The sequence below is a fragment of the Sphingomonas albertensis genome, from assembly GCF_014358075.1.
Classification (GTDB): Bacteria; Pseudomonadota; Alphaproteobacteria; order Sphingomonadales; family Sphingomonadaceae; genus Sphingomonas; species Sphingomonas albertensis.
Map to the genome: position 1 here is coordinate 15897 of NZ_JACONT010000039.1, position 23996 is coordinate 39892.

General features: G+C 66.7%; 21 protein-coding genes. 2 read left to right on the forward strand and 19 right to left on the reverse strand.

Annotated elements, in window-relative coordinates; all coding sequences use genetic code 11:
- The first annotated feature begins 1 nt into the window (after position 1).
- Positions 2 to 1084 (forward strand): sialidase family protein, encoded by a 1083-nt coding sequence (locus tag H8S47_RS15430; RefSeq protein WP_328805571.1) that lies wholly within the window; start codon positions 2 to 4, stop codon positions 1082 to 1084.
- A gap of 239 nt (positions 1085 to 1323) precedes the next feature.
- Here H8S47_RS15430 and H8S47_RS15435 read toward each other — a convergent pair whose 3' ends face one another.
- The 6 genes from H8S47_RS15435 to H8S47_RS15460 form a co-directional block, all read right to left on the reverse strand.
- On the reverse strand, positions 1324 to 3627 hold the full coding sequence (locus tag H8S47_RS15435; RefSeq protein WP_187504680.1) for a glycoside hydrolase family 3 C-terminal domain-containing protein: 2304 nt from the start codon (positions 3625 to 3627) through the stop codon (positions 1324 to 1326).
- Between the two features lie 75 nt (positions 3628 to 3702).
- On the reverse strand, positions 3703 to 7242 hold the full coding sequence (locus H8S47_RS15440) for a hydantoinase B/oxoprolinase family protein (RefSeq protein ID WP_187504681.1): 3540 nt from the start codon (positions 7240 to 7242) through the stop codon (positions 3703 to 3705).
- 5 nt (positions 7243 to 7247) lie between these two features.
- Positions 7248 to 8309 (reverse strand): PLP-dependent cysteine synthase family protein, encoded by a 1062-nt coding sequence (locus H8S47_RS15445; protein ID WP_187504682.1) that lies wholly within the window; start codon positions 8307 to 8309, stop codon positions 7248 to 7250.
- The gene (locus H8S47_RS15450) at positions 8306 to 10342 is read right to left on the reverse strand and encodes a M3 family metallopeptidase (protein ID WP_187504683.1); all 2037 of its coding nucleotides are present in this window, start codon (positions 10340 to 10342) and stop codon (positions 8306 to 8308) included. Before H8S47_RS15450 ends, H8S47_RS15445 begins: the two co-directional genes overlap by 4 nt.
- A gap of 10 nt (positions 10343 to 10352) precedes the next feature.
- A complete protein-coding gene (locus H8S47_RS15455) occupies positions 10353 to 11759 on the reverse strand; it encodes an L-serine ammonia-lyase (protein ID WP_187504684.1) in 1407 nt (468 codons plus the stop codon).
- Between the two features lie 6 nt (positions 11760 to 11765).
- Complete coding sequence (locus H8S47_RS15460; protein WP_187504685.1) at positions 11766 to 11963, reverse strand: hypothetical protein; 198 nt, start codon at positions 11961 to 11963, stop codon at positions 11766 to 11768.
- A gap of 302 nt (positions 11964 to 12265) precedes the next feature.
- Here H8S47_RS15460 and H8S47_RS15465 point away from each other — a divergent pair, with 302 nt between their 5' ends.
- Positions 12266 to 12772, forward strand: coding sequence for a Ros/MucR family transcriptional regulator (locus H8S47_RS15465; RefSeq protein ID WP_187504686.1), 507 nt, complete (start codon positions 12266 to 12268; stop codon positions 12770 to 12772).
- 82 nt (positions 12773 to 12854) lie between these two features.
- Here the strand turns inward: H8S47_RS15465 and H8S47_RS15470 are convergent, their stop codons facing one another.
- The 13 genes from H8S47_RS15470 to H8S47_RS15530 form a co-directional block, all read right to left on the reverse strand.
- Positions 12855 to 13757 carry a flagellar motor protein MotB gene (locus H8S47_RS15470; protein ID WP_187504687.1) on the reverse strand — a complete coding sequence of 301 codons (903 nt, stop codon included), beginning with the start codon at positions 13755 to 13757 and terminating at the stop codon, positions 12855 to 12857.
- Positions 13758 to 13772: 15 nt separating this feature from the next.
- Positions 13773 to 14636, reverse strand: a complete 864-nt coding sequence (gene motA / locus H8S47_RS15475; RefSeq protein ID WP_187504688.1) for a flagellar motor stator protein MotA — start codon at positions 14634 to 14636, stop codon at positions 13773 to 13775.
- Between the two features lie 122 nt (positions 14637 to 14758).
- Positions 14759 to 15679, reverse strand: coding sequence for a flagellin N-terminal helical domain-containing protein (locus H8S47_RS15480; protein ID WP_187504689.1), 921 nt, complete (start codon positions 15677 to 15679; stop codon positions 14759 to 14761).
- A gap of 5 nt (positions 15680 to 15684) precedes the next feature.
- Positions 15685 to 17031 (reverse strand): flagellar hook-associated protein FlgK, encoded by a 1347-nt coding sequence (gene flgK / locus H8S47_RS15485; protein WP_187504690.1) that lies wholly within the window; start codon positions 17029 to 17031, stop codon positions 15685 to 15687.
- Positions 17028 to 17402 (reverse strand): rod-binding protein, encoded by a 375-nt coding sequence (locus tag H8S47_RS15490; RefSeq protein ID WP_398456258.1) that lies wholly within the window; start codon positions 17400 to 17402, stop codon positions 17028 to 17030. The genes flgK and H8S47_RS15490 overlap by 4 nt, the downstream gene beginning before the upstream one ends.
- Positions 17399 to 18493 (reverse strand): flagellar basal body P-ring protein FlgI, encoded by a 1095-nt coding sequence (locus tag H8S47_RS15495; protein WP_187504691.1) that lies wholly within the window; start codon positions 18491 to 18493, stop codon positions 17399 to 17401. The genes H8S47_RS15490 and H8S47_RS15495 overlap by 4 nt, the downstream gene beginning before the upstream one ends.
- A 131-nt stretch (positions 18494 to 18624) precedes the next feature.
- Entirely contained in the window at positions 18625 to 19308 is a 684-nt protein-coding gene (locus tag H8S47_RS15500) for a flagellar basal body L-ring protein FlgH (RefSeq protein ID WP_187504692.1), read from the reverse strand.
- Positions 19309 to 19322: 14 nt separating this feature from the next.
- A complete protein-coding gene (gene flgG / locus H8S47_RS15505) occupies positions 19323 to 20111 on the reverse strand; it encodes a flagellar basal-body rod protein FlgG (protein WP_187504693.1) in 789 nt (262 codons plus the stop codon).
- Positions 20112 to 20124: 13 nt separating this feature from the next.
- The gene (flgF, locus tag H8S47_RS15510) at positions 20125 to 20877 is read right to left on the reverse strand and encodes a flagellar basal-body rod protein FlgF (protein ID WP_187504694.1); all 753 of its coding nucleotides are present in this window, start codon (positions 20875 to 20877) and stop codon (positions 20125 to 20127) included.
- Positions 20878 to 20903: 26 nt separating this feature from the next.
- Positions 20904 to 22175, reverse strand: a complete 1272-nt coding sequence (locus H8S47_RS15515) for a flagellar hook protein FlgE (protein WP_187504695.1) — start codon at positions 22173 to 22175, stop codon at positions 20904 to 20906.
- Between the two features lie 30 nt (positions 22176 to 22205).
- Positions 22206 to 22892: a flagellar hook assembly protein FlgD gene (locus tag H8S47_RS15520; RefSeq protein ID WP_187504696.1), complete on the reverse strand. Its 687-nt coding sequence runs from the start codon at positions 22890 to 22892 to the stop codon at positions 22206 to 22208.
- Between the two features lie 2 nt (positions 22893 to 22894).
- The gene (flgC, locus tag H8S47_RS15525) at positions 22895 to 23305 is read right to left on the reverse strand and encodes a flagellar basal body rod protein FlgC (RefSeq protein WP_056485088.1); all 411 of its coding nucleotides are present in this window, start codon (positions 23303 to 23305) and stop codon (positions 22895 to 22897) included.
- 1 nt (position 23306) lies between these two features.
- Positions 23307 to 23684 carry a flagellar basal body rod protein FlgB gene (locus H8S47_RS15530; RefSeq protein WP_187504697.1) on the reverse strand — a complete coding sequence of 126 codons (378 nt, stop codon included), beginning with the start codon at positions 23682 to 23684 and terminating at the stop codon, positions 23307 to 23309.
- Between the last annotated feature and the right edge of the window lie 312 nt (positions 23685 to 23996).

Genomic DNA, 23996 nt, shown 5'->3' on the forward strand with positions numbered 1-23996 from the left:
CGTGAAGGCGGCGATCATCGGGCTGGCAATGATGCTGTCGGGGGCGGGCACCCCCGGCAATGCCCCCCGGCCATCCTCGGCGGCTGCCATCCTGAAGGCCGAACTGATCGACGCGCACGCGCCCTATCCGCAGGCGCACGCGTCGACGATCGTGCAACTCACCGACGGCACCTTAATGGCGGCCTGGTTCGCCGGATCGGGCGAAGGCAATGCCGACGTCCGGATCTGGACGTCGCGTAGCAGCGGCGGGGACGGCGGATGGAGTGCGCCCGAACCGGTGGCGGCGGGCATCGGCGCTGACGGCCGCCGCCTTCCGACATGGAACCCGGTTCTGTTCCAGCCCGCTCCCGGTGACCTGCGCCTGTTCTACAAGGTCGGACCGAACCCGCGCGACTGGTGGGGGATGATGATCCGCTCGACCGATAACGGCCGTAGCTGGGGCAAGCCGGAGCGCCTGCCCGACGGCGTTCTGGGGCCGATCAAGAACAAGCCCGTCGTCCTGCGCGACGGCAGCTGGCTATCGCCGTCGAGCCGCGAGGAGGGCACCCCGGAGGCCAATCGCTGGTCGCTCCGCATGGAACTGAGCACCGATCGCGGCGCGCATTGGACGGTCGAGCCGCCGATCCCCTCGCCGATGCATATCGAGGCGATCCAGCCCAGCGTGCTCTCCTATCCCGATGGCCGGCTCGAACTGATCGCCCGCACGCGCCAGGGTGCGCTGGCGATGAGCTGGTCTAAGGATACCGGCCGAACCTGGTCGCGGCTGGCTGCGATCGATCTTCCCAACCCCAATGCCGGGACCGATGCGGTGACGCTGCGCGATGGGCGACAGTTGATCGTCTACAATCACAGCGGTCACTGGCCCGACCGTCCCGGCGACGGGCCGCGCTGGCCGCTCAATCTCGCGCTGTCCGACGATGGCGTGCGCTGGCATCCGGTGCTGACGCTGGAGAGCAAGCCGCTACCCGACGGCTATGCCTATCCCGCGGTGATCCAGACGCGCGACGGGCTGGTCCGGATCACCTACACCTATGACCGCAAACACATCAAATACGTCGTAGTCGACCCGCGCCGCCTGCGCTGATCCGGACTGAAAGCGACGTCCAGGACGTCTCAAGGTTAAGCTTTGGACGCGTGTCTCACCACGGGCTCCGTCACCCCGGACTGGTTCCGGGGTTCACCGTTCCGCGAACCAAAATCTCTCGATCGTGCGGGACCGTGGATGCCGGAACGAGCCCGGCATGACGGAGGAAAAGAGCTGACCTGGCGTCTAAAACCGAATGGCGACACCCCCAACTTGAACGGGATAACCCCCGAACCAGCCTAGCGTCCCTTCACGTCGAGCGTCTGCGCGGCCACGCGGACCGTTGCGGTCTGGACGATGTCCGCCGCGGAGGTGGCGAGCATCACCTTGTAGTCGCCGCCCGCGATCTTCCAGCCGCCGCTGGCGACGTCGAACGTCGCGAGCAGGCGCGGGTCGATCGTGACCGATACCGTCTGGCTCTTGCCCGGGGCGAGATCGACCTTGCGGAACGCGCCGAGCCGCTTGGGAGCTTCCCAGCCCGCGCCCGACACATAGACCTGCGCGACCGCCTTGCCCTGTACCGCGCCGGTGTTCTGGACGGTGAAGTCGGCCTTGATGCCCTTGCCCGCAGGCGCCGCGGTCAGGCCGGTCATCGCGAAATTGGTGTAGGATAGCCCGTAGCCGAACGGGAACAGCGGCTTGGCGCCGGTCTTGTCGAACCATTTATAGCCGACCGCGGCCCCCTCGATGTCGTAATTCCCCATCGGATGCGCATCGCGGTCAAGCTTCGGATCGCCCTCCAGCTTGGGCCGCGGGGTCTGTGCCAGCGACGCGGGGAAGGTCGCGGGGAGATGCCCCGACGGATTGACCTCGCCGGTCAGCACGCGCGCGATCGCCTCGCCGCCCGCCGTGCCCGGATACCACGTCTCCAGTACCGCACCGACCTTGCCCAGCCACGGCATCACGACCGGACCGCCGGTTTCGAGCACGACCACGGTCTTCTTGTTCGCCCCCGCGACCGCGTTGATCAGCGCGTTCTGGTTGTCGGGCAGGTTCAGATCGGGGACGTCGAACGACTCGCCGGTCCACTGCTCGCCGAACACCACGACCACGTCCGCCGTACGCGCCGCCGCAGCGGCCGCCTTCACGTCCTTGCCGTCGAGATACGTAACTGTCGCACCGGTCCGCGCCTGCAATGCCTTCATCGGCGACGACGCGTGATACGTCTTGGGCCCCGGGAAGCCGCTCGGAAACTCGTCGGGCACGATCAAGCCGTTGGTCGGCGCGTTGTGCGAATAGACCTGGCTAGAGCCGCCGCCCGACAGCACGCCGACGTCGGCATGCGCGCCGATCAGCAGGATCGACTTCGCGGTCTTGGCGATCGGCAACAATCCCGCGCTGTTCTTGAGAAGGACGATGCCCTCCTCCGCATCCGCGCGCGTCACCGCGGCATGCGCGGCATAGTCGATCTTGGTCGCCTGATCGCCGCCCACGACCGTATCGAACGCGCCAACCGAGACCATGCCCCACAGCACGCGCCGCGCCATGTCCGTCGCACGCGCTTCGCTGACATGGCCGTTGTTGACCGCCTCGCGCAGCGCATCGGCGAAATACGCCGAGCGATCGAATGCCCAGCCGGACTGCTGGTCGAGCCCGGCATTGGCCGCCTCGCTGGTCGAGTGCACCGCGCCCCAGTCGGACATGACATAGCCCTTGAAGCCCCAGTCGCGCTTCAGGACTTTGTTGAGCAACCAGTCGTTCTCGCACGCATAATGGCCGTTCACGCGGTTGTACGCGCACATCACCGAGCCGGGCTGCCCGACTTCGTTGGCGATCTCGAACGCGAGCAGATCGGACTGACGCGCGGCCTGTTCGCCGATCCGGTGATCCATCGTGAAGCGGTTCGTCTCCTGCCCGTTGAACGCGTAATGCTTCATCGTCGAGACGACGTGCTGCGACTGGATGCCCTTGATCTCGTGCCCGGTGATGATCCCGGCAAGCAGCGGATCCTCGCCGCCATATTCGAAATTGCGGCCGTTGCGCGGTTCGCGCGTCAGGTTCATCCCGCCCGCGAGCTGCACGTTGAAGCCCGACAGAAACGCCTCCCGGCCAATCATCGCGCCACCGGCCTGCGCCAGTTCCGGGTTCCAGGTCGACGCGGTCGCGATCCCCGACGGCAGAGAGGTGCGCAGGCGAGGCGTCGGCCCGCGCTGGCTGGCGACGCCGACGCCGGCATCGGTCTGCCACTGGTTGGGAATGCCGAGCCGCGGGATGCCGGGGACGATCCCGGCGGACGCGGGCAGGCCGTCCTTGGGATAGACCCAGTTCTTGACAGACGTCTTCAGCCAGTCGGCATTGGTCGCGAAATAGCCGAAGGTGAGTTGCAGCTTCTCGTCGAGCGTCATCTCCTTGAGCAGCAGGTCGACGCGCGCATCGGCACTCAGCGCGGTGTTCATCCAAGGCCGCACCTTGGGAGCCTCGGTCCGCGCCGCCGCTGCACCGGGCGCGTTGTTGGTCGTCTGCGCGACGGCCGGCGCGGCGATCGCCAGCACCGATCCCGCGAGCAGACGGACGAACAGGGCGCGGGAACGGAATGCGGTCATGGGCTCACTTTCAGGCTGATCGAATGCGCGCCGTGTGTGCCGCGTTCGTCGCGGTATCGCAACCGGCCGTCGCGGTCATGCCTTGCCAAAGCCGCCCCCGCCGGGCGTCTCGATCACGAACACGTCGCCTGCGTGCACGTCGACCTTCGCGGTGGAGCCGAGCCGTTCGACGCTGCCATTGGCGCGCTCGACGGTGGCCGAGCCCAACCCGCCGCCTTCGCCGCCCGCCATGCCAAACGGCGCGACGCGGCGGCGGTTGGCGAGGATGCAGGCGGTCATCTCTTCGAGGAAGCGCACGCGCCGTGTTGCCCCGTCGCCGCCGTGGTGAGCGCCCGCCCCGCCCGAGCCACGGCGGATCGAGAACTCCTCCAACAATACGGGGAAGCGCGTCTCGAAGATTTCCGGATCGGTGAGACGGCTATTGGTCATGTGCGTCTGGATCACCGACGCGCCGTCGAAACCGGGGCCAGCGCCCGCACCGCCGGCGATCGTCTCGTAATATTGGTGCACGGCGTTGCCGAAGGTGAAGTTGTTCATCGTCCCCTGGCTCGCGGCCATCGCGCCGAGCGCGCCGAACAGCGCGTCGGTGACGACCTGGCTTGTCTCGACATTGCCCGCGACGACCGCGGCCGGGTAGCGCGGGTTGAGCATCGAGCCTTCGGGCACGCGGATCGTTACGCCGCGCAGGCAGCCGTCATTGAGCGGGACGGCCTCGTCGATCAGCGCGCGGACGACGTAGAGCACCGCCGCGCGGACGATCGAAACGGGGGCGTTGAAGTTGGTCGGGCGCTGATCGCTAGTGCCTGCGAAGTCGACGACCATCGTCGCGGCTGCGCGGTCGACGCGGACCGCCACGCGGACGACAGCGCCGTCGTCCATCTCGTAGGCGAACGCGCCGTCTTCGAGCGTCGAGATCAAGCGGCGGACGGCGGCGTCGGCGTTGGCCTGAACGTGCTCCATGTAGGCCGCAACGACGTCCGTGCCGTATTCGTCGGCCAGTCGTGCGAGCCCTGTCGCTCCGCGCGTACAGGCGGCCAACTGCGCGGCGAGATCGGCGATGTTCTGGTCGATGTTGCGCGCGGGATAGCGGCCGCTCGCGAACACTTCGCGCAGTTCGGCTTCGAGAAAATGCCCTTCGTCGACCACTAGCACGTCGTCGAGCAGCACGCCCTCTTCCTCTACCGAGCGGCTTTCGGGCGGCATCGATCCTGGGGTGATCCCGCCGACGTCCGCGTGATGGCCGCGGGCGGCTACGAAGAACGCGGGCGCATCGTCTTCATCCGCGAAAACCGGCACGATGACGGTGATGTCGGGGAGATGCGTGCCGCCACGATACGGCGCGTTGAGCGCGTAGGCGTCGCCGCGGCGGATACCGCGGCCGTCTGCGCGGCCGCCTCGTGCGTCGATGATCGTGCGGATGCTCTCGCCCATCGAGCCGAGGTGGACCGGGATGTGCGGGGCGTTGGCGACGAGGTTGCCGTGCGCGTCGAACAGCGCGCAACTGAAGTCGAGCCGTTCGCGGATGTTGACCGAGGCAGCGGAGCGCTGGAGTGCGGCGCCCATCTCCTCGGCAATGCTCATGAACAGACCGGCGAAGATCGCCAGCCGGACGGGATCGGACTCGGTGCCGATGCTGGCGCCGACACGGGGTGCGATGCGGTCGAGGATCAGGTTGCCGATCGGATCGACGCGCGCGCGCCAGCCGGGCTCGACGATGGTGGTCGAGACGCTGTCGAGGATCAGCGCGGGGCCGTCGATGGCGTGGCCCGCGGGCAGACCTTCGCGCGCCAGGACGGGCGTGTCGTGCCATGCGCCCGCCATGTAAACCGGGGCGACGGACAGCGGCGAGGCTGGCTCGTCGGGGAAGGCGACAAGAGCGGCATCGATCGGCGGACTTTCGGCGATCGCCTCGGCTACGATCCGGTCGGCGATCAGCGGTGCTTCGCTGGCGAACCCGAACTGGGCGATGTGCGCGGTGTCGAACGCGGCGATCATCGCTGGCGGTTCGTCGAGATCGAGTTCGATCGTGTGGTCGGTCTGGCCTCGACGCAGATGCACGCGGCGTTCGATCCACACGTCGTCGACCGTGACACCCTGCGCCACCAGGGCGTCGCGCGCTGCTTCCGCCAGACCGTCCAGCGCCTGCGTGATCGCGGCATAGTCCGCGAACGCAGCACCCGAGGTCGCCTCGCGGAGCACGCGACGATCGGCGAGCCCCATGCCGTACGCCGACAGCACGCCGGCGAGCGGGTGGATCATCACCCGGTCCATCGCCAGCGCGTCGGCGACGAGGCACGCATGCTGCCCCCCGGCCCCACCGAAACAGGCGAGGGTGTAGCGCGTCACGTCATGCCCGCGCGCGACGGAGATCGTCCGGATCGCATTCGCCATGTTGGCCACCGCGACCGCGACGAACCCTTCGGCGGCGACCTGCAGATCGAGCGGCAATTCCGCGAACCGCGCCGCCACCGCCTCCGCATCGAGCGGTTGGTTGCCGGCTAGTCCGAACAGCGCGGGGAAGAATTCGGGGCGAACCTTGCCGAGCATCACGTTGCAGTCGGTCACGGTCAGCGGCCCGCCGCGGCGGTAACACGCCGGCCCCGGCACCGCGCCCGCGCTCTCGGGGCCGACGATCAGCCGCTCGCCGTCGAACCGACAGATCGAGCCGCCGCCTGCCGCCACCGTGTGGATCCGCAGCATCGGCGCGCGGATGCGGGCGCCGGCGATCAGCGTCTCGGTGTCACGCTCGTACGTCCCGGCGTAGTGCGACACGTCGGTCGAGGTGCCGCCCATGTCGAAGCCGATGATCTGTTCGAACCCGGCCTCGCGCGCGGTCGCGGCCATGCCGACGATGCCGCCCGCGGGGCCCGACAGGATCGCGTCCTTGCCGCGAAAGCCTGCGCCGTCGATCAGCCCGCCCGACGACTGCATGAACAGCGCCCCCTGCCCCAGCGCGTCGCTCAGGCCCGCGACATAGCGATCGACGACCGGCGACAGATACGCATCGACGACGGTCGTATCGCCGCGCCCGATCAGCTTGATCAGCGGCGCGACGCGGTGGCTGACCGAGATTTGCGTGTAGCCGATCTCGGCCGCGATTGCCGCCAGCGCCTCCTCGTGCGCGGTGAAGCGATAGCCGTGCATTAGGACGATGGCGACGGCGCGCAAACCGCTATCGAATGCCGTCTGTAGCCCTGCACGGGCCGCGTCGACGTCGAGCGGCCCAAGCACATCGCCCTCCGCCCCGACCCGCTCGTCGACCTCCACGACATGCGCGAACAGCGGCGGCGGACGGTTCACGTCGCGCGCGAAAATGTCGGACCGTTCCTGGTGACCGATCAGCAACGCATCGCCGAACCCGCGCGTGATCGCGAGACACGTCGGCTCGCCCTTGCGCTCGAGCAAAGCGTTGGTCGCGACCGTCGTCCCGATCCGCAGTTCGAGCGGGACGTCCGCCCCGTCGGTCAGCCGCCGGATCGCCTCGACCGCCGCGTCGCCATAGCGCTCGGGATCTTCCGACAGCAGCTTGGCGGTGACGATCCGTCCGTCCGGTTGCCGCGCGACGACGTCGGTGAACGTGCCGCCGCGATCGATCCAGAACTGCCATGTCGTCATCGGTTCTAGCCCAGAAATTGCGTCATCCGCGCCGCGGGATCAGTCCACGCCACCTGGCGCTCGTCGAGCCACGCATCGTCGTAATAGGTGCAGCCATAGCGCTCGCCGCCATCGCACAACAGCGTGACGATGCTCCCCGTCTCGCCCGCCGCCGCCATCTCCTCGACGAGTCCGGCGCAGGCCCAGAGGTTGGTCCCGGTCGATCCCCCGACACGCCGCCCGAGCCGATCGGACAGCGCCCGCATCGCGCCGATACTGTCGGCGTCCTCGACCGCGATCATCCGGTCGATCACGCTCGGCACGAAGCTCGGCTCGACGCGGGGCCGCCCGATCCCCTCGATCCGCGACGCGCACCCTTCCGGCAACGCGGTGACCGAACGGTCCGCGAAATGGCGGTGGAAGACCGAATGCACCGGGTCGGCGACGCACAATTTGGTGTCGTGACGGCAGTATCGGATGAAGCGCCCGATCGTCGCCGACGTGCCGCCGGTCCCCGCCCCGCAGACGATCCAGGACGGGCACGGATGCTCCTCCTCGGCCATCTGCGCGAAGATGCTCTCGGCGATGTTGTTGTTGCCGCGCCAGTCGGTCGCGCGCTCGGCATAGGTGAACTGGTCGAGATAATGCCCGCCGGTTTCCGCCGCCAAGCAGTGCGAGACCGCATAGACGGTGCGCGGGTCGTCGACCATGTGGATCTCGCCGCCGTGGAAGCGGATCGCGTCGAGCTTGGGGCTGGCGGTCGTCGCGGGCACCACTGCGATGAACCGCAGCCCCAGCATCTTCGCGAAATACGCCTCCGACACCGCGGTCGAGCCGGACGAGGATTCGATCACCGTCGTCTCGGGCCCGATCCATTCGTTGCACAGCGCGTACAGGAACAGCGAGCGCGCAAGCCGATGCTTGAGGCTGCCGGTCGGGTGCGAACTCTCGTCCTTCAGATACAGCACGATGCCGGGATAGCGCGGCAGGTCGACGCGGATCAGATGGGTGTCGGCGGACCGGTTATAATCCGCCTCGATCCGCCGCACCGCCTCCGACAACCAGCGTCGGTCGACCCGCTTGGTCACCCTTGCAGCCCGTGCCGGACCAGCATCGCAGTCGGCTCGGGATCACGCCCGCGGAACGCGCGGAAGCTCTCCGCCGCAGGCCGCGTCGCACCGCGCGCGAGAACTTCCTCGCGGAACCGGTCGCCGGTCTTGCGATCGACGAGGCCGGCCTCGGCGAACGCCTCGAAGCCATCGGCGGCGAGCAACTCGGCATAGAGATAGCTGTAATAGCCCGACGCGTACCCGCCTGCGAAAATGTGGCTGAACGCGTGTGCGAAGCGGTGCCATGCGGGCGGGCGGATCACCGCCACCTCGTCGCGCACCGCCTCGATCACCTCGATCGGATCGCTGCCCATCGTGCCCAGATGGAGCAGCAGGTCGAACAGCGCGAACTCGACCTGGCGCAGGATGAACATCCCCGCCTGGAAATGCCGCGCCTTCACCATCCGCTCGAACAGGTCGGCGGGCAGCGTCTCACCGGTCTTGTAGTGGCCCGACATGCCGGTCAGCACGGCCTTGTCCCAGGCGAAATCCTCCATCAGCTGGCTCGGCAGCTCGATCGCGTCCCACTCGAAGCCGTTGGTCCCGGCAATGCTCGGCCGGTTCACCTTGGTGAAGAGCAGGTGGATGCAATGCCCGGTCTCGTGCAGCAGCGTGGTCACGTCGTTGTGGCTCAGCAGCGACGGCGTCTCGCCGCCATCCGGCGCGAAATTGCACACGAGATACGCGACCGGCACCGTCACGGTGTTGCCGTCGTGCAGCCGCGGCCGCGCCTGCGCCATCCACGCGCCGCCACGCTTGCCAGTGCGTGCGTGGAGGTCGAGATACAGCCCGGCGAACACCGTGCCGCTCTCGTCCACCACATCGAAGAAGCGTGCGTCGTCGTGATACAGCGAGACGTCGTCACGCTCGACCAGCTTGATCCCGAACAGCCGCTGCATCAGCGTCTGCCAGCCCTCCATCACGCGCTCGACCGGGAAATACGCTTTCACCACCTGTGCATCGACCGCATAGCGATCCTGCCGCAACCGGTTCGACACGAAACCCGCATCCCAGGGCTCGAAATCGGCGATCCCGAGCTGCTCGGCAGCAAACGTCTTCAGCTCGGCAAGGTCGCGCTCCGCCGCCGGCTTCGCCCGCCGCGCCAGATCGCGCAGGAACGCGATCACCTCCGCCCCATTTGGGGCCATTTTCGTCTCGAGCGACCACGCGACCGGATCGGTGAAGCCGAGCAGCTTGGCACCTTCGTGCCGCAGTTCGAGGATACGCGCGATCCGCGCACTGTTGTCGAACTCGCCCGCGTTCGGCCCCTGGTCCGACGCGCGTGTCGCGAACGCCCGGTACATGCGCGCACGCAACTCCCGGTTCTCGGCGAAGGTCAACACCGCATTGACGCTCGGCTGTTGCAAAGTGCCGAGCCAACCTTCCAGCCCCTTAGCCTTGGCGGCATCCGCGAACATCGCCTTGTCCGCATCGGAAATGCCTGCGAGATCGGCCTCGTCCGTCACCAGCTCCGACCAAGCGTCGGTCGCATCCAGCACCGCGCTACCGAACTCGTTCGACAACCCCGACAGCTCGACCGAAATCTCGCTGAACCGGTCGCGCGCCTCGGGCTCCAGCGCCACGCCCGACAATTTAAAGTCGCGGATCGTCTGCTCGACCGCGACCCGGTCCTCATCCGACAGCGAGGCGAACTCGGGCGACACGCTCAGCGCCACGAACACCTCGTACAGATCGCGGTTCTGCCCGACCTTCATGTCGTTCTCGACGAGCCGCTTCTGCCCCTCCGAGTACGCCGCGCGCAGCTCCGGCGTGTCCGCCACCCCGTGCAGATGCGACACCGCCGACCAGATCGCGCCAATCTCGGTATTCGCCCGCTCGTACGGCAGCCAAGCGCCCGCGAAATCGGTCGGCCGGGCGGTCGTCAGCGCCTCGACCATCGCCTCATGCCGCGCGATCGCCTCGTCCAGCGCAGGCGCGATCTGGTCGGGCGACAGCTCCGCAAAACGGGGCAGCGACAGCGTATCGAGAAGCGGGTTCGTCGGGGCAGTCATGGGAAATCCTTCAGCATTCGACGACGTTGACGGCTAGGCCACCAAGCGACGTCTCCTTATATTGCGAGCGCATGTCCTCACCGGTCTGGCGCATCGTCTCGATCACCGCATCGAGGCTGACGATATGGCGACCGTCCCCCCGCAGCGCCAGATACGCGGCGTTGATCGCCTTGATCGCGCCCATCGTGTTCCGCTCGATGCACGGGATCTGGACCAGCCCGCCGATCGGATCGCAGGTCAGGCCGAGATTATGCTCCATCCCAATCTCGGCTGCGTTCTCGATCTGCGCGTTGGTCCCGCCGAGCGCCGCGACCAGCGCCCCCGCCGCCATCGAGCACGCGACGCCGACCTCGCCTTGGCACCCCATCTCCGCCGCCGAAATCGACGCCCGCTTCTTGTAGAGAAACCCGATCGCCGCTGCGGTCAGCAGGAAGTCGTGCGCGCCCTTCGCCGTCGGGTCCTTGGTGAACGTCTCGTAGAACCGCAGCACCGCCGGCAGCACGCCCGCGGCGCCATTGGTCGGCGCGGTCACGACGCGGCCACCCGCGGCATTCTCCTCGTTTACCGCGAGCGCATACAGGCTCACCCACTCGAACACCGCGGAGGGATCCGCTGCGGTATCGCGTGCCTGCAACCCCTCGAACAACGCCTTCGCCCGACGGGGTACCTTCAGCCCGCCCGGCAGGATGCCGCCCTGCCGGCACCCGCGGTCGATCGAGGCGAACATTGCACCCCGGACCGCATCGAGAAACGCATCGGTCTCGCTGTCCGGCCGCCACGCGATCTCGTTCTCGCGGACGATTTCGGCAATCGTCATCCCCGTAGCATCACCGGTCGCGAGCAGTTCCGCCCCGGACGAGAACGGCCGTGGCAAGATAATGTTCGCCTTGACCGGCCCCGACCCCGCCTCGACGATCGCGCCGCCGCCGATCGAGAAATAGGTGCGCTCCACGCTCCGCCCATCGGAGAACGTCGCTGTAAACGTCACCGCGTTGGGATGTCCCGGCAGGAAGGTCTGCGCATGGAACAGCAGATGCTGGCTCTCCTCGAACCCGATCTCCACCCGCTCGCCGAGCATCAGCCGCCCGCTGGACCGGATCGCCGCGAGCCGCACTGGGATCAGGTCCGGATCGATCGTCTCAGGCTGCGCGCCACTCAGCCCCAGCATCACCGCGCTGTCGGTCGCATGTCCTCGCCCGGTCAGCGCCAGCGAGCCATACAGATCGACGCGCACCGCCACCGGCTTCTCGTCCGCGACCAGATCCGCGAACAACCACGCCGCGCGCATCGGCCCGACGGTATGCGAACTCGACGGCCCGATCCCGATCGTGAACAGGTCGAGAATGCTGATCGCCTGGTGGCAATCGGGGCGAGCGCGAGTCTGCTCGTCCGGGCGATCGAAGGTCAGGGGTGTCATCGGAACTCAGCGTGCAAAGGACAGGGCGAGCACCAGACGTTTGGTGACGCGATCGCCGCCGTTCGTCATCGCGGGGTTTGCCGTAGCGTCCATCAACAAGGCATCCTTCAAGCCACCATCTCCGACCAGCGTATCGCCCCGCACTTTTACCGCCGGCACGACGGGGTCGACGACCGCTCGCTCGACCCCGTCGCCGCCATGCACGGAATTCGGATCGGCGTCACCGTGTGACGACGCATGCCGGGAGCAGACAGTCGAATACGTCCACCGCAAAGTTCGCTGTCGATGACACCGATACCAGGCTCCAGTGCGATGAACTATTATTCATGATTCCATCCGTTGATCGCGCAACTGGGACATTGATGTAAAGCAATCAGAATGAATGCATCTCGTCACATTGAGCCTATCAATATCGCATTATCCGAATTATCATTCCGCAAGGCTATTTCTGCGGTTGAACTGAATGTCGCACGTCGTTACGGCGTCGGCAGATCATGGAGTGCAATATGGCCGAAGATACCACCGACCTGAATGCCGTCGAACTCGCAACCGAGCTGACGATTGCTTGGCTCGGTAACCCCAATACCCGTAGCTCCGCGGAAGACGTACCCGCGTTTCTCGGCAAGATGCACGAGACCGTGTCTGCGTTGCTCGGCAGTGCGACCGAAGCCCCGGTTGCCGAGGCACCGACCGAATATACGCCCGCGGTCACCGCGCGCAAATCGCTCGCGTCGAAGGATCACATCATCTCGATGATCGACGGCAAGTCGTACAAGACGCTGCGCCGTCATCTGGCGACGCACGGCATGACGCCCGCCGAATATCGCGAACGCTATGGCCTGAAGCCCGACTATCCGATGGTCGCCGAGAATTATTCCGAAAGCCGTCGTGCGATGGCGAAGAAGATCGGCCTGGGTCGCAAGCCTGGTCCGCGCAAGACCGACACGGCGTCCGCGCCCGCTACGGCTGCAACGACGCGCAAGCGCAAGACCGAAACCACCGCCGCAGAGTAAATCTCGGCAGGTCGTCTACGCTAACCAGACCGGCGCCTCGCGGCGTCGGTCTTTTTTGTGTCCAAGTCGCGGGTGGAATTGCTTACCTGCCGAACGAGCCGCGGCGATACAGCAGCGTGATAGCAACGCGACGGTTGCGTGGATCGTGCGGGTCCTTGACGATCAGCGGCTCGCGGTCGGCCACCCCTTCGATCCGTTCGAACCGCGCTTCCGGCGTGCCACCCGACAATAGGCGGCGACGCGTCGCCTCGGCTCGGCCCGATGCCAGCATCCAGTTGTTCATCGCCCGCGGATCGCCATACGGCACGCTGTCGGTATGCCCGCGGATCATGATCGGGTTCTGCATGCCCGAAATCGAGCCCGCGATCATGCCGATCAGCTCGCTGGCCTGCGGATCGAGCGCGGTCGTGCCCAGCGCGAACATCGAATAATCGGCGTCGTCGACCAGGTCGATCCGCATGCCGTCCTGGGTCCGCACGAACCGCACATGACTGGCAAGCCGCGAGAGCTTGGCCGATCCCTGGATCTGGCTCAGCACGCGCTTGCGCATCGCCTCGAAATTCTTGCGATCCTCGCTGGCGAGAGCCTCGCGGTTCTTGATCGATCCCTGCTCGCCCGTTCCGGTCGACGGACCGCCCTGCCCCGCATCAGGAATCGCGATCTGCGGCATGCTCGTCTGGCCCGCCTTGGGTCCGATCTTGTTCTTGTCCAGAATCGACTCACCACCCAACAGCGCGCCGCCGCCGATCCCCAGCGAGCGCGTGTCGATCAACGTCGGCGCGAAATAATCGGCGATGCCCTTGCGTTGCTTTTCGGTGGTCGCACCGAGGATCCACAACAACAGGAAGAACGCCATCATCGCGGTCACGAAATCGGCATAGGCGACCTTCCAGGCGCCGCCGTGATGGCCGCCATGCCCCTCGATATAGATCTTCTTTACGATGATTTTCGGTGGCTGGATGTTGCCGTGGGGCGCGCGGGCCATGCTGTCTGCCGCCCCCTACTTGCCGCGAAGACCGTCGAAGACTTCGGCGAAGCCCGGCTGGTTCTTGTGCGCGATGCCCGAGCGGGCAGCCTCGATCACCAGCGGCTGCGGATGACCGTGCAGCGAGGCGATGATGATCTGCTTGACCACGCCGTAGATCGCCGCATCGGCGTCGAGCACCTGGCGCAACCGGTTGGCGAGCGGCGCGACCATGCCGTACGCCAGCAAAACGCCCATGAACGTGCCGACCAGCGCCGAGCCGATCATCGAGCCGAGGATCGACGGTGGCTTGTCGATCGAGCCCATCGTCTTCACCACGCCCAGCACCGCCGCGACGATGCCTAGCGCCGGCAAGGCATCGGCGAGGCTGGTCAGCGTGCCGTGCGCGCTTTCCTCCTCGTGATGATGCGTCTTGATCGACTGATCCATCACTTCCTCGACCGCGTGCACGTCGAGCGTCCCTGACGACACCACGACAAGGCGCAGCGTATCGGCGATCAGGTCGATGAGGGCGTGGTCTTTCAGAAGCTTCGGATATTCCGCGAAGATCGCCGAGGATTGCGGGTCCTCGACATGCGGCTCGAGCGCGATCGGCCCGTCCATCCGCAGCATCTTCATCAGCTTGCTGACCAGGAAGATGACGTCGAGATAGTCCTGCTTCTTGTATTTGGGGCCCTTGAAGACCTTGCCGAGGCCGGCGCCGAGCGCTTTGAGTTCCTTGCCCGAATTGCCGATGATCAGCGCGCCCGCAGCGGCGCCACCGATGATCAGCATCTCGTGCGGGATCGCCTCCAGAACGGGGCCGAGCGCGCCACCCGTAAAGGCGAATCCTCCGAACACCATGACGAGGAGGACGACGATGCCGATGACCGGAAACATGGTGCTGGAAATTCCCCCTGGGCCGACAATGGCAGGTACGTAGCCAGAGAATTAACCGGATTTAGTAGCCAACCGGTTACCAGACGCCGCGCCCTGCCTAAAAAATATCGGTCGTCGAAACGTCAGCGAAGATAATCGAACAGCGAGAGCGAGGAGAGCTTCGAGAAACTCGCCTGTGTCGCCGACAGGATCGTCATCGTCTTCTGCAGCTCGACCACCGCGGTCGGAATATCGGTATCTTCCAGCGCAGAGCGGGTCGCTTCGCGGTCGACGCCGGTATCCTTCAGTCGCGCCGTCTCCAGATCGACCCGCGCCGCGCGCGCGCCCAGCGAGGCCTGGACGGTCGAGACCTGATCCGACGCCGCACTGATGTCGGCCAGCGACGTATCGAGCGCACCCGGCGTGAAATCGTCCGATTGCAGCGCGGTCGCGATCGCCGCGAGCATCGCGAGCGTGTTGGTACCGCCCTCAATGCTGCCATCGGGGCGCGTCGTGCCACCGATTGTGAAGACCCGTGCCGCGGTCTCGTTCGCCTGCACGCTCTGGCTGTCGCCGATCGGGATACCCGACACCGGCTTGGAGGCGAGCGCATAGCTGCCGTCGGTGGCAACCGCCGCCGTACCGTCGCCACCGCCGAACAAGGCCTGCCCGCGCGCGTCCTTGCCATTGGCGAGGCCGGTAAGAGTCGCGACGATCCCGGCGAGCTGTTCGCCGATGGCTTTGCGGTTTGTCGCGTTGAGCGTGCCGTTACGCGCCTGCGTCACGAGGGTGTTCGCGGTCTGGAGCTGGTCGCTGATCGCGCTGAGGCTCGTATCGCCCTGCTTCAACACCGACGTGGCGGTGCCGAGATTGGCCGCATACGCCTTGTCGTCGGCGGTATCGCGCGCAAGCGTTGCGAGCCGCTGATAGGCGACGCTGTCCTGCGACGGCGCGGAAAAGCGCTTGGTCGTCGCGATCTGGGTCTGCAACGCATCCGCCCTGCCGGTGAGCGACGTCATCGTGCTCGCGGCACGATCGTAGAAGAGGCTGGTGGCGATCTGCATGGGCTTTACCGTAGATCGAGGATGGTCTGGAACGTGTCGCGCGCGGTCTGGATCACGCGGCTCGACGCCTGATAGGCCTGCTGGAAGCGCAGCAGGTCGACCGCTTCGCTATCGAGGTCGACACCCGAGGCGGACGCGAGCGACGCGACCGCGCCATCGCGGATCGCGCCCTGCGCATCGGCGACCGTCTTGCGCTGTTCGAGCGCGGCGGCGTTGCCGGCAACGAGCATGGTCGTCCGCGTCTCGAAGCCGCCCTTGGTACGGACCGCCTGCAATTCCGACAGATTGGAGGCATCGCGCATACCGCCGGTCGCGCCGGCAGCGGCGATCCCGCGCGGATCGGTCAGCGAAACGGAGATGTCGGTCGGGCTGGTGCCGGTCGCGAACAGCGCGGTACCCGGATTGCCGTCGAGGTCGCGTCCCTGCGCCTGGACCGCGTTGACCTGGGCGGTGAAGTCGCTGGCGATGCCGTTGAGCGATTCGCGCGCCGCGGCGATCCGCTGCGCGCCGTCCGCCATCCCGGCGAGCGCACCGCCCGTCGGCGACAGGTCGGACGTGACGGCGCCGCGCGTCATCGCGAACTGCACCGCGCCTTCGTCGTTGCGGGCGAACGACGCCTGCCCGCTTTCGTTACCCGCCACGAATACCGTGCCGGTCGCGCTGCCGAGCCGCACCGTCGCGCGCCCGAGATCGTCGAATGCCGTGCTGACATCGGTCAGCGTGCTCATCTGGTCGAGCAGCTGGTCGCGCTGATCGGCGAGCTGCGCCGCGCTCGACGAACCCGGCTGCGTGCGCGCGAGCCCGTCATTGACCTTGGCAAGCGCGGTGCCGAGCGCATTGAGCGACTGGACCGCCTGCGTTGCGGACGAATCGAGTTCGGTCGCGGCCGTATCGAGCGCCTTGCCGGTCGCGGCAAAGGCCTCCGCCGCGGTCTTCGCCGCTTCGAGCATTACCGCGCGCGCCGGTACCGAGGTTGGATCGGCCGACAAGGTCTGGGCGGACCCGAAGAAACTGGTGAGGCGGTCGCCGAGCTTGTTGTCGCCGAGCGAGGATTCGATCCGGCTCATCCACGCGACGCTGGTCTCGGTCTTGCCGAGATCGGTGCCCGCGGAGCGGACCGCCTGCGATCGATACGCATCGGCGCTGCGGCCGACGCCCACGACGACCACGCCACTGCCGGTCGCTGAGTTGCGCGCGTTGATCCCGCCATTGACCGACGAGACCTCGGCGAGCGTCGTCGTCCGCCGGGTATAGCCGACCGTCCCAGTGTTCGCGATGTTCTCCGACACCGTCGACAGCGCGGTCTGGTAGGCGCGAACGCCCGAGGCGCCGATCGAGAGGAGATCGCTCATGGCGGCGAACCTGCCGTGGGTTCGTTAAGATCGGATTGAGACTTCGCCAGGAAATCGGTCATCGCCTTGCCGATGCCGAGCGGCGTGTGCTCGGCCATCGACTTCGCGACCAGCCCGTCCTGCATATCGGTGAAGGTATCGATCGCCTTCGAATCGAACAGCGGATCGCTGAGCTTCGCCTGCCGCATGCTCTTCAGCATCATGCCGGTGAAGACCGCCTCGAACTGCTGGCCTGCCTTGTCGAGATTGTCCTTCGACTTGAGACGGCTCGTGTCGGTCGAGATGCCGGTGGTCGCCGCAGTCGTGGGCGCGGGCGTCGGCGCAGTCATCGGCGCAGTCGTCGGCGGGGCGGGTGCGTTGAGCGGGCTCACAGGACGATCAACTCGGCCTTGAGCGCGCCGGCTTCCTTCAGCGCCTCGAGGATCGCGACCAGGTCGGCCGGCGATGCGCCGATCGCGTTGACCGCCTTGACGATGTCGGCCAGCCGGGGGCCGGGGTTTAGCAGGAACATCGGGCGACGCTCCTCCTCGACCGCGACGGCGCTGTTCGGCGTGACAACGGTCTGGCCGCCGCTGAATGGGGCCGGCTGGCTGACCTGGGGCTTCTCGTCGATCCGCACCGTCATCTTGCCGTGCGTGATCGCCGCGGGCCCCACGCGGACCGCCGAGTTGATGACCACGGTGCCGGTGCGCGCGTTGACGATGACCTTGGCGGATGGCTCGGCGGAGACGACGTCGAGATTCTCGATCGTCGACATCAGAGTGGCGCGAATGTCGGCACCGAACGGCGCGCGCACCGCGACGGAGACCGCGTCGATCGCCTGCGCGCTGCCGAAGCCGAGCTTCGAATTGATCGCGCCGGCGACGTTCTGCGCGGTCGTGAAATCGGCGCGTGCGAGGTTGAAGGTGAGCGTCGGCGCGCTGTCGAACCCGGTCGCGACCGCGCGTTCGACGGTGGCGCCCTCGGGGATGCGACCGGTCGAGGGCACGTTGACGACGATCTTCGACCCGTCCGCACCTTCTGCGCCCAAGCCGCCGACCGCGAGGTTGCCCTGCGCCATCGCGTAGATCTGGTTATCCGCGCCGAGCAGCGGCGTCATGATCAGGCTGCCGCCACGCAGCGACTTGGCCTTGCCCATCGAGGCGACGGTGATGTCGAGCCGCTGGCCGGGCTTGGCGAACGGCGGCAGTTCGGCGGTGATCATCACGACCGCCGCGTTCTTCATGCCCGGGTTCGCGGACGGCGGCAGCTGCAGGCCGAAGCGCGATGCGACGGCTTTGAGCGACTGCACCGTGTATTCGAGATTGTCGTCGCCGGTGCCTGGCAGGCCGACGACGATGCCGTAGCCGGTCAGCTGGTTCGACCGGATGCCCTGGAACCCGCCCAGATCCTTGATGCGGTCGGCCGAGGCCGGCGCGGCGATGAGGCAACCGGCGAGGATAGCGAAGAGAAAGCGGATCATGGAAAACCTCAAGCCGGAACACGTGCCCTCACCCTTCGCCGCCTTCGGCGTCTCTCCCTCTCCCCTGAGGGGAGAGGGAAGGGGCCCGGCCGGCACTTGCCGGGTGGGAAGGGTGAGGGCACGCCGCAGCATCAAAACGGGCTGACGACGGAGAAAAAGCGGCCGAGCCACCCCTGGCGGCCGGCGCGGGCGACGTCGCCCTTGCCGGTGTACGAGATCTGCGCGTCGGCCACGCGGGTCGACAGCACGCGGTTGTTGGCGTCGACGTCAGCAGTGCGGACCAGGCCCTTGATCTTCAGGAACTCGTCGCCGCGGTTGAGCGTGACGCGCTTCTGCCCCTGCACCAGCATCGTGCCGTTGGGATAGACTGCGGCGACGGTCACGCTGACCTCGCCCGAGAGCGAGTTCGCCTGGTCGGCGGCGCCGGTGCCGTTGAAATTGCGCCCGCCGCTGATCGAGGCATCGCTCTTGTTGAACAGGTTGAGCGCGCCGGTGGTCGGCGGCGTGATGCTCGCCCCGCCGTTGCTGTCGAGCTTCGAGCCCGACGACTTCGACGCGGCGGTCCGCTCGACCAGCACGATCGTCAGCGGATCGCCGACCTTCCGCGCGCGCCAGCCTTCGTACAGCGCGGCATAACCGTCCTGCGCCTGGAAGATCGAACCGGTCGCGACGACCGGGACCGGCTGGACCGGCAACGGCCGCGCGACCGAGAAATCCTCGGGCGGCGCCTTCTTGCCGAAGATGCTGGCATCCGCCGACGACGGGCCGGCGATCGCCGCGATGGCGAGAAGCGAAATGAAAGTTGGGCGGATCATGCTGCGCTCCGCGATCAGATGTTCTGGTTGACGTATTTGAGCATGTCGTCGGTTGCCGAGATCATCTTCGAATTGACCTCGTACGCGCGCTGCGTCTCGATCATGTCGACGAGTTCCTCGACGACGTTGACGTTCGACGCTTCGAGCATGCCCTGCTTGATGTTGCCGCGGCCGTCCTGCCCGGCGATGCCGACATTGGCCGCGCCGCTGGCCGCGGTCTCGACGAGGTAGTTGTCGCCGGTCGCCTGGAGCCCTGCCCCGTTCGGAAAACTGGCGACCTGGATCTGGCCGATCTGCGTCGCCTCGGTCTGGCCGGGGACGGTCGCCGACACGGTACCGTCCGAACCGATCGTGATCGCGGTCGTGCCCTCGGGCACGGTGATGCCAGGCTGCAACTGATAGCCCTCGCTGGTGACCAGCAGGCCTTCCGCCGAGCGCGAGAAATTGCCGGCGCGGGTATAGCCGAGCGTGCCGCCGGGCATCTGCACCTGGAAATAGCCGTCGCCGTCGAGCGCGAGATCGAGGCTGTTGCCGGTCGTCTGCATCGCGCCCTGCGTGTCGATCCGCGCCGTGCCCTGGAGCCGGACGCCGGTGCCGAGGTTGAGCCCGGTCGCGTATTTCGTTTCCGCGGTGCTCTGCGTACCGGGCGTCGTGACGACCTGATAGGCGAGCGCCTCGAACGCCGCACGGTCCTTCTTGAAGCCCGTCGTGTTCACGTTGGCGAGGTTGTTCGAGATGACGCGCATGCGGGTATCCTGGGCGTCGAGCCCGGTACGCGCGATATGCATGGCTGCGGATGACATTCGTCGGTTCCTCCTAGCTCGGCAGGCGCATCAGCGATGCACCGCTTTCATCCATGTCCTTGGCGGACTTCAACATGTTGGCCTGGACTTCGTAACTGCGCTGGTTCTCGATCATGTCGACCAGCGCCTGCGTCATGTTGACGTTCGATCCCTCGATCGCCCCGCCCTGCACCTTCGCATCGAGATCTTCGGGCAGCGTCCCCCCGCCCTTCACGCGCAGCAGACTGTCGAGACCCTTGACGGTGTCCGACCCCTTGGTGTCGGCAAGCTTGAGCTTGTCGATCACCTGCGGGTTCTGTGCGTCGCCGCCCTGCGGGATGATCGAGATCGTCCCGTCGGCGGAGATCGACAGCGACTGGTAGGGCGGCAGGGTGATCGGCCCCCCCGAGCCGATCACCGGATGCCCGTCGCCGGTCTGGAGCACGCCCGACGGCGCAACCTCCAGATCGCCACGGCGGGTATAGGCTTCCGAACCGTCCGACGCCTGCACCGCCAGCCACGCGGTGGTGCCGGTGATCGCGACGTCGAGCGGACGCCCGGTCAGCTGGATCGCACCCGGCGCACGATCGGCGTCCGTCACCTCTTCCGAGGTCGGCGCACGCGCCTCGATCGTAGTGCCGTCGCCCTTCAGGTCGAGCCGGTCGAACACCACGCGGTCGGCGCGAAAACCGGTCGTCGACGCGTTCGCCATATTGTTGGCGATCGCCGCCTGCGCCGCCATGTGCGCGCGCAGGCCCGTCGCCGCGGTGTAGACCAGCTTGTCCATTCAGGTTCCCCCCGCCGCGCCGTCGATCAACTGCGGATGTTGAAGATGGTCTGCGAGATCTGGCTGGCGGTATCCAGGGCCTTCGAATTCGCCTGGAAATTGCGCTGTGCCGCGATCAGGCTGACCAGTTCCTCGGTGATGTCGACGTTCGACCGCTCGATCGTCCCCGACATCAGATTGCCGAACCCGTTCGAGCCCGCCTCGCCCAGCTTCGCCTCGCCCGACACGCCGGTCGACGACCAATAGCTGTTGCCGAGCTGGCGCAGGCCCTCCGGATTGGAGAAGTTGGCGAGCATCACCTGGCCGAGCGCCTGCGTGTCGCCGTTCGAGAAGCTCGCCTTGACGATCCCCTTCTCGTCGATCGTCACGCCCTGGATCTGGCCGACCGCCTTGCCATCCTGCGTCCGCGAGTTCACCGCAAACGCGCTCGCCTTCTGCGTGGTCGCGTCGCCGCCGAAGCTAAAGGAGATCTGCTGCGGGGTCGCCGAACCGGCCGTGGTGAACTCGTCATACGCGATCGGTGCGGTCGGGTCGGTCAGCTTGCCGGTTCCGTCGAACGTCATCGTCGCCCCCGCGACGCCGCCGCTCAACAGTTCCTGGTCGCCGACGAAGCTGTGGACTTCCCACGTGCTCGGCGTGTTCGCGTCGGTCGATACCGAGGTGCGCTTGAAATAATTGGTCAGCGTCATCGCGTTGCCCGACGCGTCGTAGACGGTGGTCTGCGCCGACTGGTTGTAGCTCGACGGATCGAAGCGATCGAACGTGGCCGTGGTCGGCACCTTCGAGCTGGCGTTGAGGTTGACGCCCAGCGTGACCGCCTTGGTCGGTGCCGCCGTGCCGCTCGTCTCGGGCAGCTGCAGGCTGATCGCCGACTGGAGCCCGGTAGCGACGACGCTGCCCGATCCGTCGACCGGATAGACCTGGAGGTGGCTGCCGTTCGAATCGACGACGAAGCGGTCCGCATCGACCAGGAAGCCGCCATTGCGCGTGAAGCTGACCTGCGACGAGCCGGTCTCGGGCTTCACCACGAAGAAGCCGTCGCCCGATACGGCGAGATCGAGCGCGTTCGCCGACTGGATCAGATTGCCTTGCGCGAACTGCTGGCGGTTGCCCTTGACCATGACGCCCGAGCCGACCTGCTGCGACGGCGCGACCGACACGCTGGATGCGATCACGTCGGCGAAATCGGTGCGGCTCTTCTTGAAGCCGTTGGTCGAGACGTTCGCCAGATTGTGCGAGATCGTCGACATCTCGGTCTGCGATGCCTGGAGACCGGAAAGCGAAGTGTAGAAGGACATGCGTTTAACTCCTTGAAATCGAGGGTGCGATCAGCCGATCTGGCGGACTGCGCTGACCGGCACTTCGCCGATCCCGGGAAGGGTGAGGATGGTGGTACCGGTGGTGGTCGAGACCGACTGGACAGGTGCCCAGACCAGCCCGGTCGCGGCGACCGAGGTGCCGTTGTTCTGGGCGTTGATGCTGACCGTGAACGGGCCGCTGCCGGCATCCGCACCGGTCGAATCCTTGCCGTCCCAGTCGTAGCCGACGGTGCCCTTGGCCTGCGCGCCGAGCGGCATCGTCTTCAGCGCGACGCCGTTCATATCGCTGATCGTGACGTTGACGCCGGTCGCGGCGCCCGCCAGCTCGACCGAGCCCGCGATGCCGCCACCGGTACGCCCGTATGCAGTGCTGCCCTCGGTCAGGACGGTCTTGCCGACATACCCCATCGCATCGCTGGCGCTGGTCGCGCCGAGCTTGTCCGAGATCGCCTTCATCGTCGTGTTCATCTCGGAGATGCCCGCGAGCGAAGAGAACTGCGCCATCTGGGCGACCATCTGGGTGTTGTCGACCGGGTTGAACGGATCCTGGTTCTGCATCTGCGCGGTCATCAGCTTCAGGAAGTCGTTCTGGTTGAGCGTGCCCGACTCGGCGGCCGTCGTGGTCTTCGGCGCGGCCGCGGTCGAAGAGCGCGTGATGCCGATGTTGGACAGCGTGGTATCGAAGGAGGATGCCATGATCAGCGACCTAGCTTGAGGGTATCGATGATGAGCGACTTGGCCGTGTTCATCACTTCGATGTTGTTCTGGTAGCTGCGGGCGGTCTCCATCATGTCGACCATCTCGCGGGTTTCATCGACTGCCGCCTCGAAGATGTTGCCATCCTTGTCGGCCATCGGATTGTCGGGATCGTAGCGCTTGGTCGGCGCTTCACCGGCGGTGACGACGCGCTCGACATCGACCGTCGACATGCCGCTCGCCGCGTCGAAGCTGGTACGGAACACCGGCTTCATCGTCTTGTAGGCGGCCTCGGCGGACCCCGCGGTGCCGCCGGCATTGGCGAGGTTGGACGCGGTGGTGTTCATCCGGACGAGCTGCGCGGACATCGCGCGGCCGGCGACCTGGAAGATCGTCATGGGCTGGTTGGACATCTTATTCCCCCTTCAGCGCGCGGGTGATCTGGCCGATCCGCCCGTTCAGGAACGACAGGGTCGTCTGATACTGGACGGCGTTCTCGGCGAACGCGGTCTGCTCCTGGCTCAGCTCGACGGTGTTGCCGTCCATCGAGGTCTGCGTCGGAATGCGGTATTTGGTTGCAGCATCGGTGCCGCCATCGTTCTCGACCGACGCGAGCGCCGACTGGAAATCAATGTCGCGCGCCTTGAAGCCGGGCGTCGAGGCGTTGGCGATGTTCGACGCCAGCACACCCATGCGCTGCGAGCGCACCTCGAGTGCCGCCCCGTGAACTCCGAAAAGCGTGTCGCCTGACACAAGCCCGTCTCCTGGCGCACCGATTGCGCAACCGGACATAAGCAATGGCCGTGCCAGTTTTGGCGGTGAGGGTGGCGGATGGCGTTTTGCCGGGTCGCGGCAAGGGGGCGGCAAGGCGAACGGCAAGCGGTTGCCGGTGTTGCAGGGTTGGCCGGCAAGGCGGTTGCCGCTTGATGGTCGAGGGCGGCAAACCGAACTTCTCTACCGTGCGCCTGCTATGTTTCCCCGCGAAGGCAGGGATCCAGCCTGGGCTCCCGCCTTCGCGGGAGAACAAGGAAGTGAGGGCTGTCATCCAATCATTTCCGCCACCCCGGCGAAGGCCGGGGCCCAGTTGGAGAGGTCGCAGTAACG

Excerpts from the sequence above, each read along its gene's own strand:
- H8S47_RS15435 (WP_187504680.1), bottom strand. The coding sequence starts at position 3,627 with ATGACCGCATTCCGTTCCCGCGCCCTGTTCGTCCGTCTGCTCGCGGGA.
- H8S47_RS15440 (WP_187504681.1), bottom strand. The coding sequence starts at position 7,242 with ATGACGACATGGCAGTTCTGGATCGATCGCGGCGGCACGTTCACCGAC.
- H8S47_RS15450 (WP_187504683.1), bottom strand. The coding sequence starts at position 10,342 with ATGACTGCCCCGACGAACCCGCTTCTCGATACGCTGTCGCTGCCCCGT.
- H8S47_RS15455 (WP_187504684.1), bottom strand. The coding sequence starts at position 11,759 with ATGACACCCCTGACCTTCGATCGCCCGGACGAGCAGACTCGCGCTCGC.
- H8S47_RS15465 (WP_187504686.1), top strand. The coding sequence starts at position 12,266 with ATGGCCGAAGATACCACCGACCTGAATGCCGTCGAACTCGCAACCGAG.
- H8S47_RS15470 (WP_187504687.1), bottom strand. The coding sequence starts at position 13,757 with ATGGCCCGCGCGCCCCACGGCAACATCCAGCCACCGAAAATCATCGTA.
- motA (WP_187504688.1), bottom strand. The coding sequence starts at position 14,636 with ATGTTTCCGGTCATCGGCATCGTCGTCCTCCTCGTCATGGTGTTCGGA.
- H8S47_RS15480 (WP_187504689.1), bottom strand. The coding sequence starts at position 15,679 with ATGCAGATCGCCACCAGCCTCTTCTACGATCGTGCCGCGAGCACGATG.
- flgK (WP_187504690.1), bottom strand. The coding sequence starts at position 17,031 with ATGAGCGATCTCCTCTCGATCGGCGCCTCGGGCGTTCGCGCCTACCAG.
- H8S47_RS15495 (WP_187504691.1), bottom strand. The coding sequence starts at position 18,493 with ATGATCCGCTTTCTCTTCGCTATCCTCGCCGGTTGCCTCATCGCCGCG.
- H8S47_RS15500 (WP_187504692.1), bottom strand. The coding sequence starts at position 19,308 with ATGATCCGCCCAACTTTCATTTCGCTTCTCGCCATCGCGGCGATCGCC.
- flgG (WP_187504693.1), bottom strand. The coding sequence starts at position 20,111 with ATGTCATCCGCAGCCATGCATATCGCGCGTACCGGGCTCGACGCCCAG.
- flgF (WP_187504694.1), bottom strand. The coding sequence starts at position 20,877 with ATGGACAAGCTGGTCTACACCGCGGCGACGGGCCTGCGCGCGCACATG.
- H8S47_RS15515 (WP_187504695.1), bottom strand. The coding sequence starts at position 22,175 with ATGTCCTTCTACACTTCGCTTTCCGGTCTCCAGGCATCGCAGACCGAG.
- H8S47_RS15520 (WP_187504696.1), bottom strand. The coding sequence starts at position 22,892 with ATGGCATCCTCCTTCGATACCACGCTGTCCAACATCGGCATCACGCGC.
- flgC (WP_056485088.1), bottom strand. The coding sequence starts at position 23,305 with ATGTCCAACCAGCCCATGACGATCTTCCAGGTCGCCGGCCGCGCGATG.
- H8S47_RS15530 (WP_187504697.1), bottom strand. The coding sequence starts at position 23,684 with ATGTCCGGTTGCGCAATCGGTGCGCCAGGAGACGGGCTTGTGTCAGGC.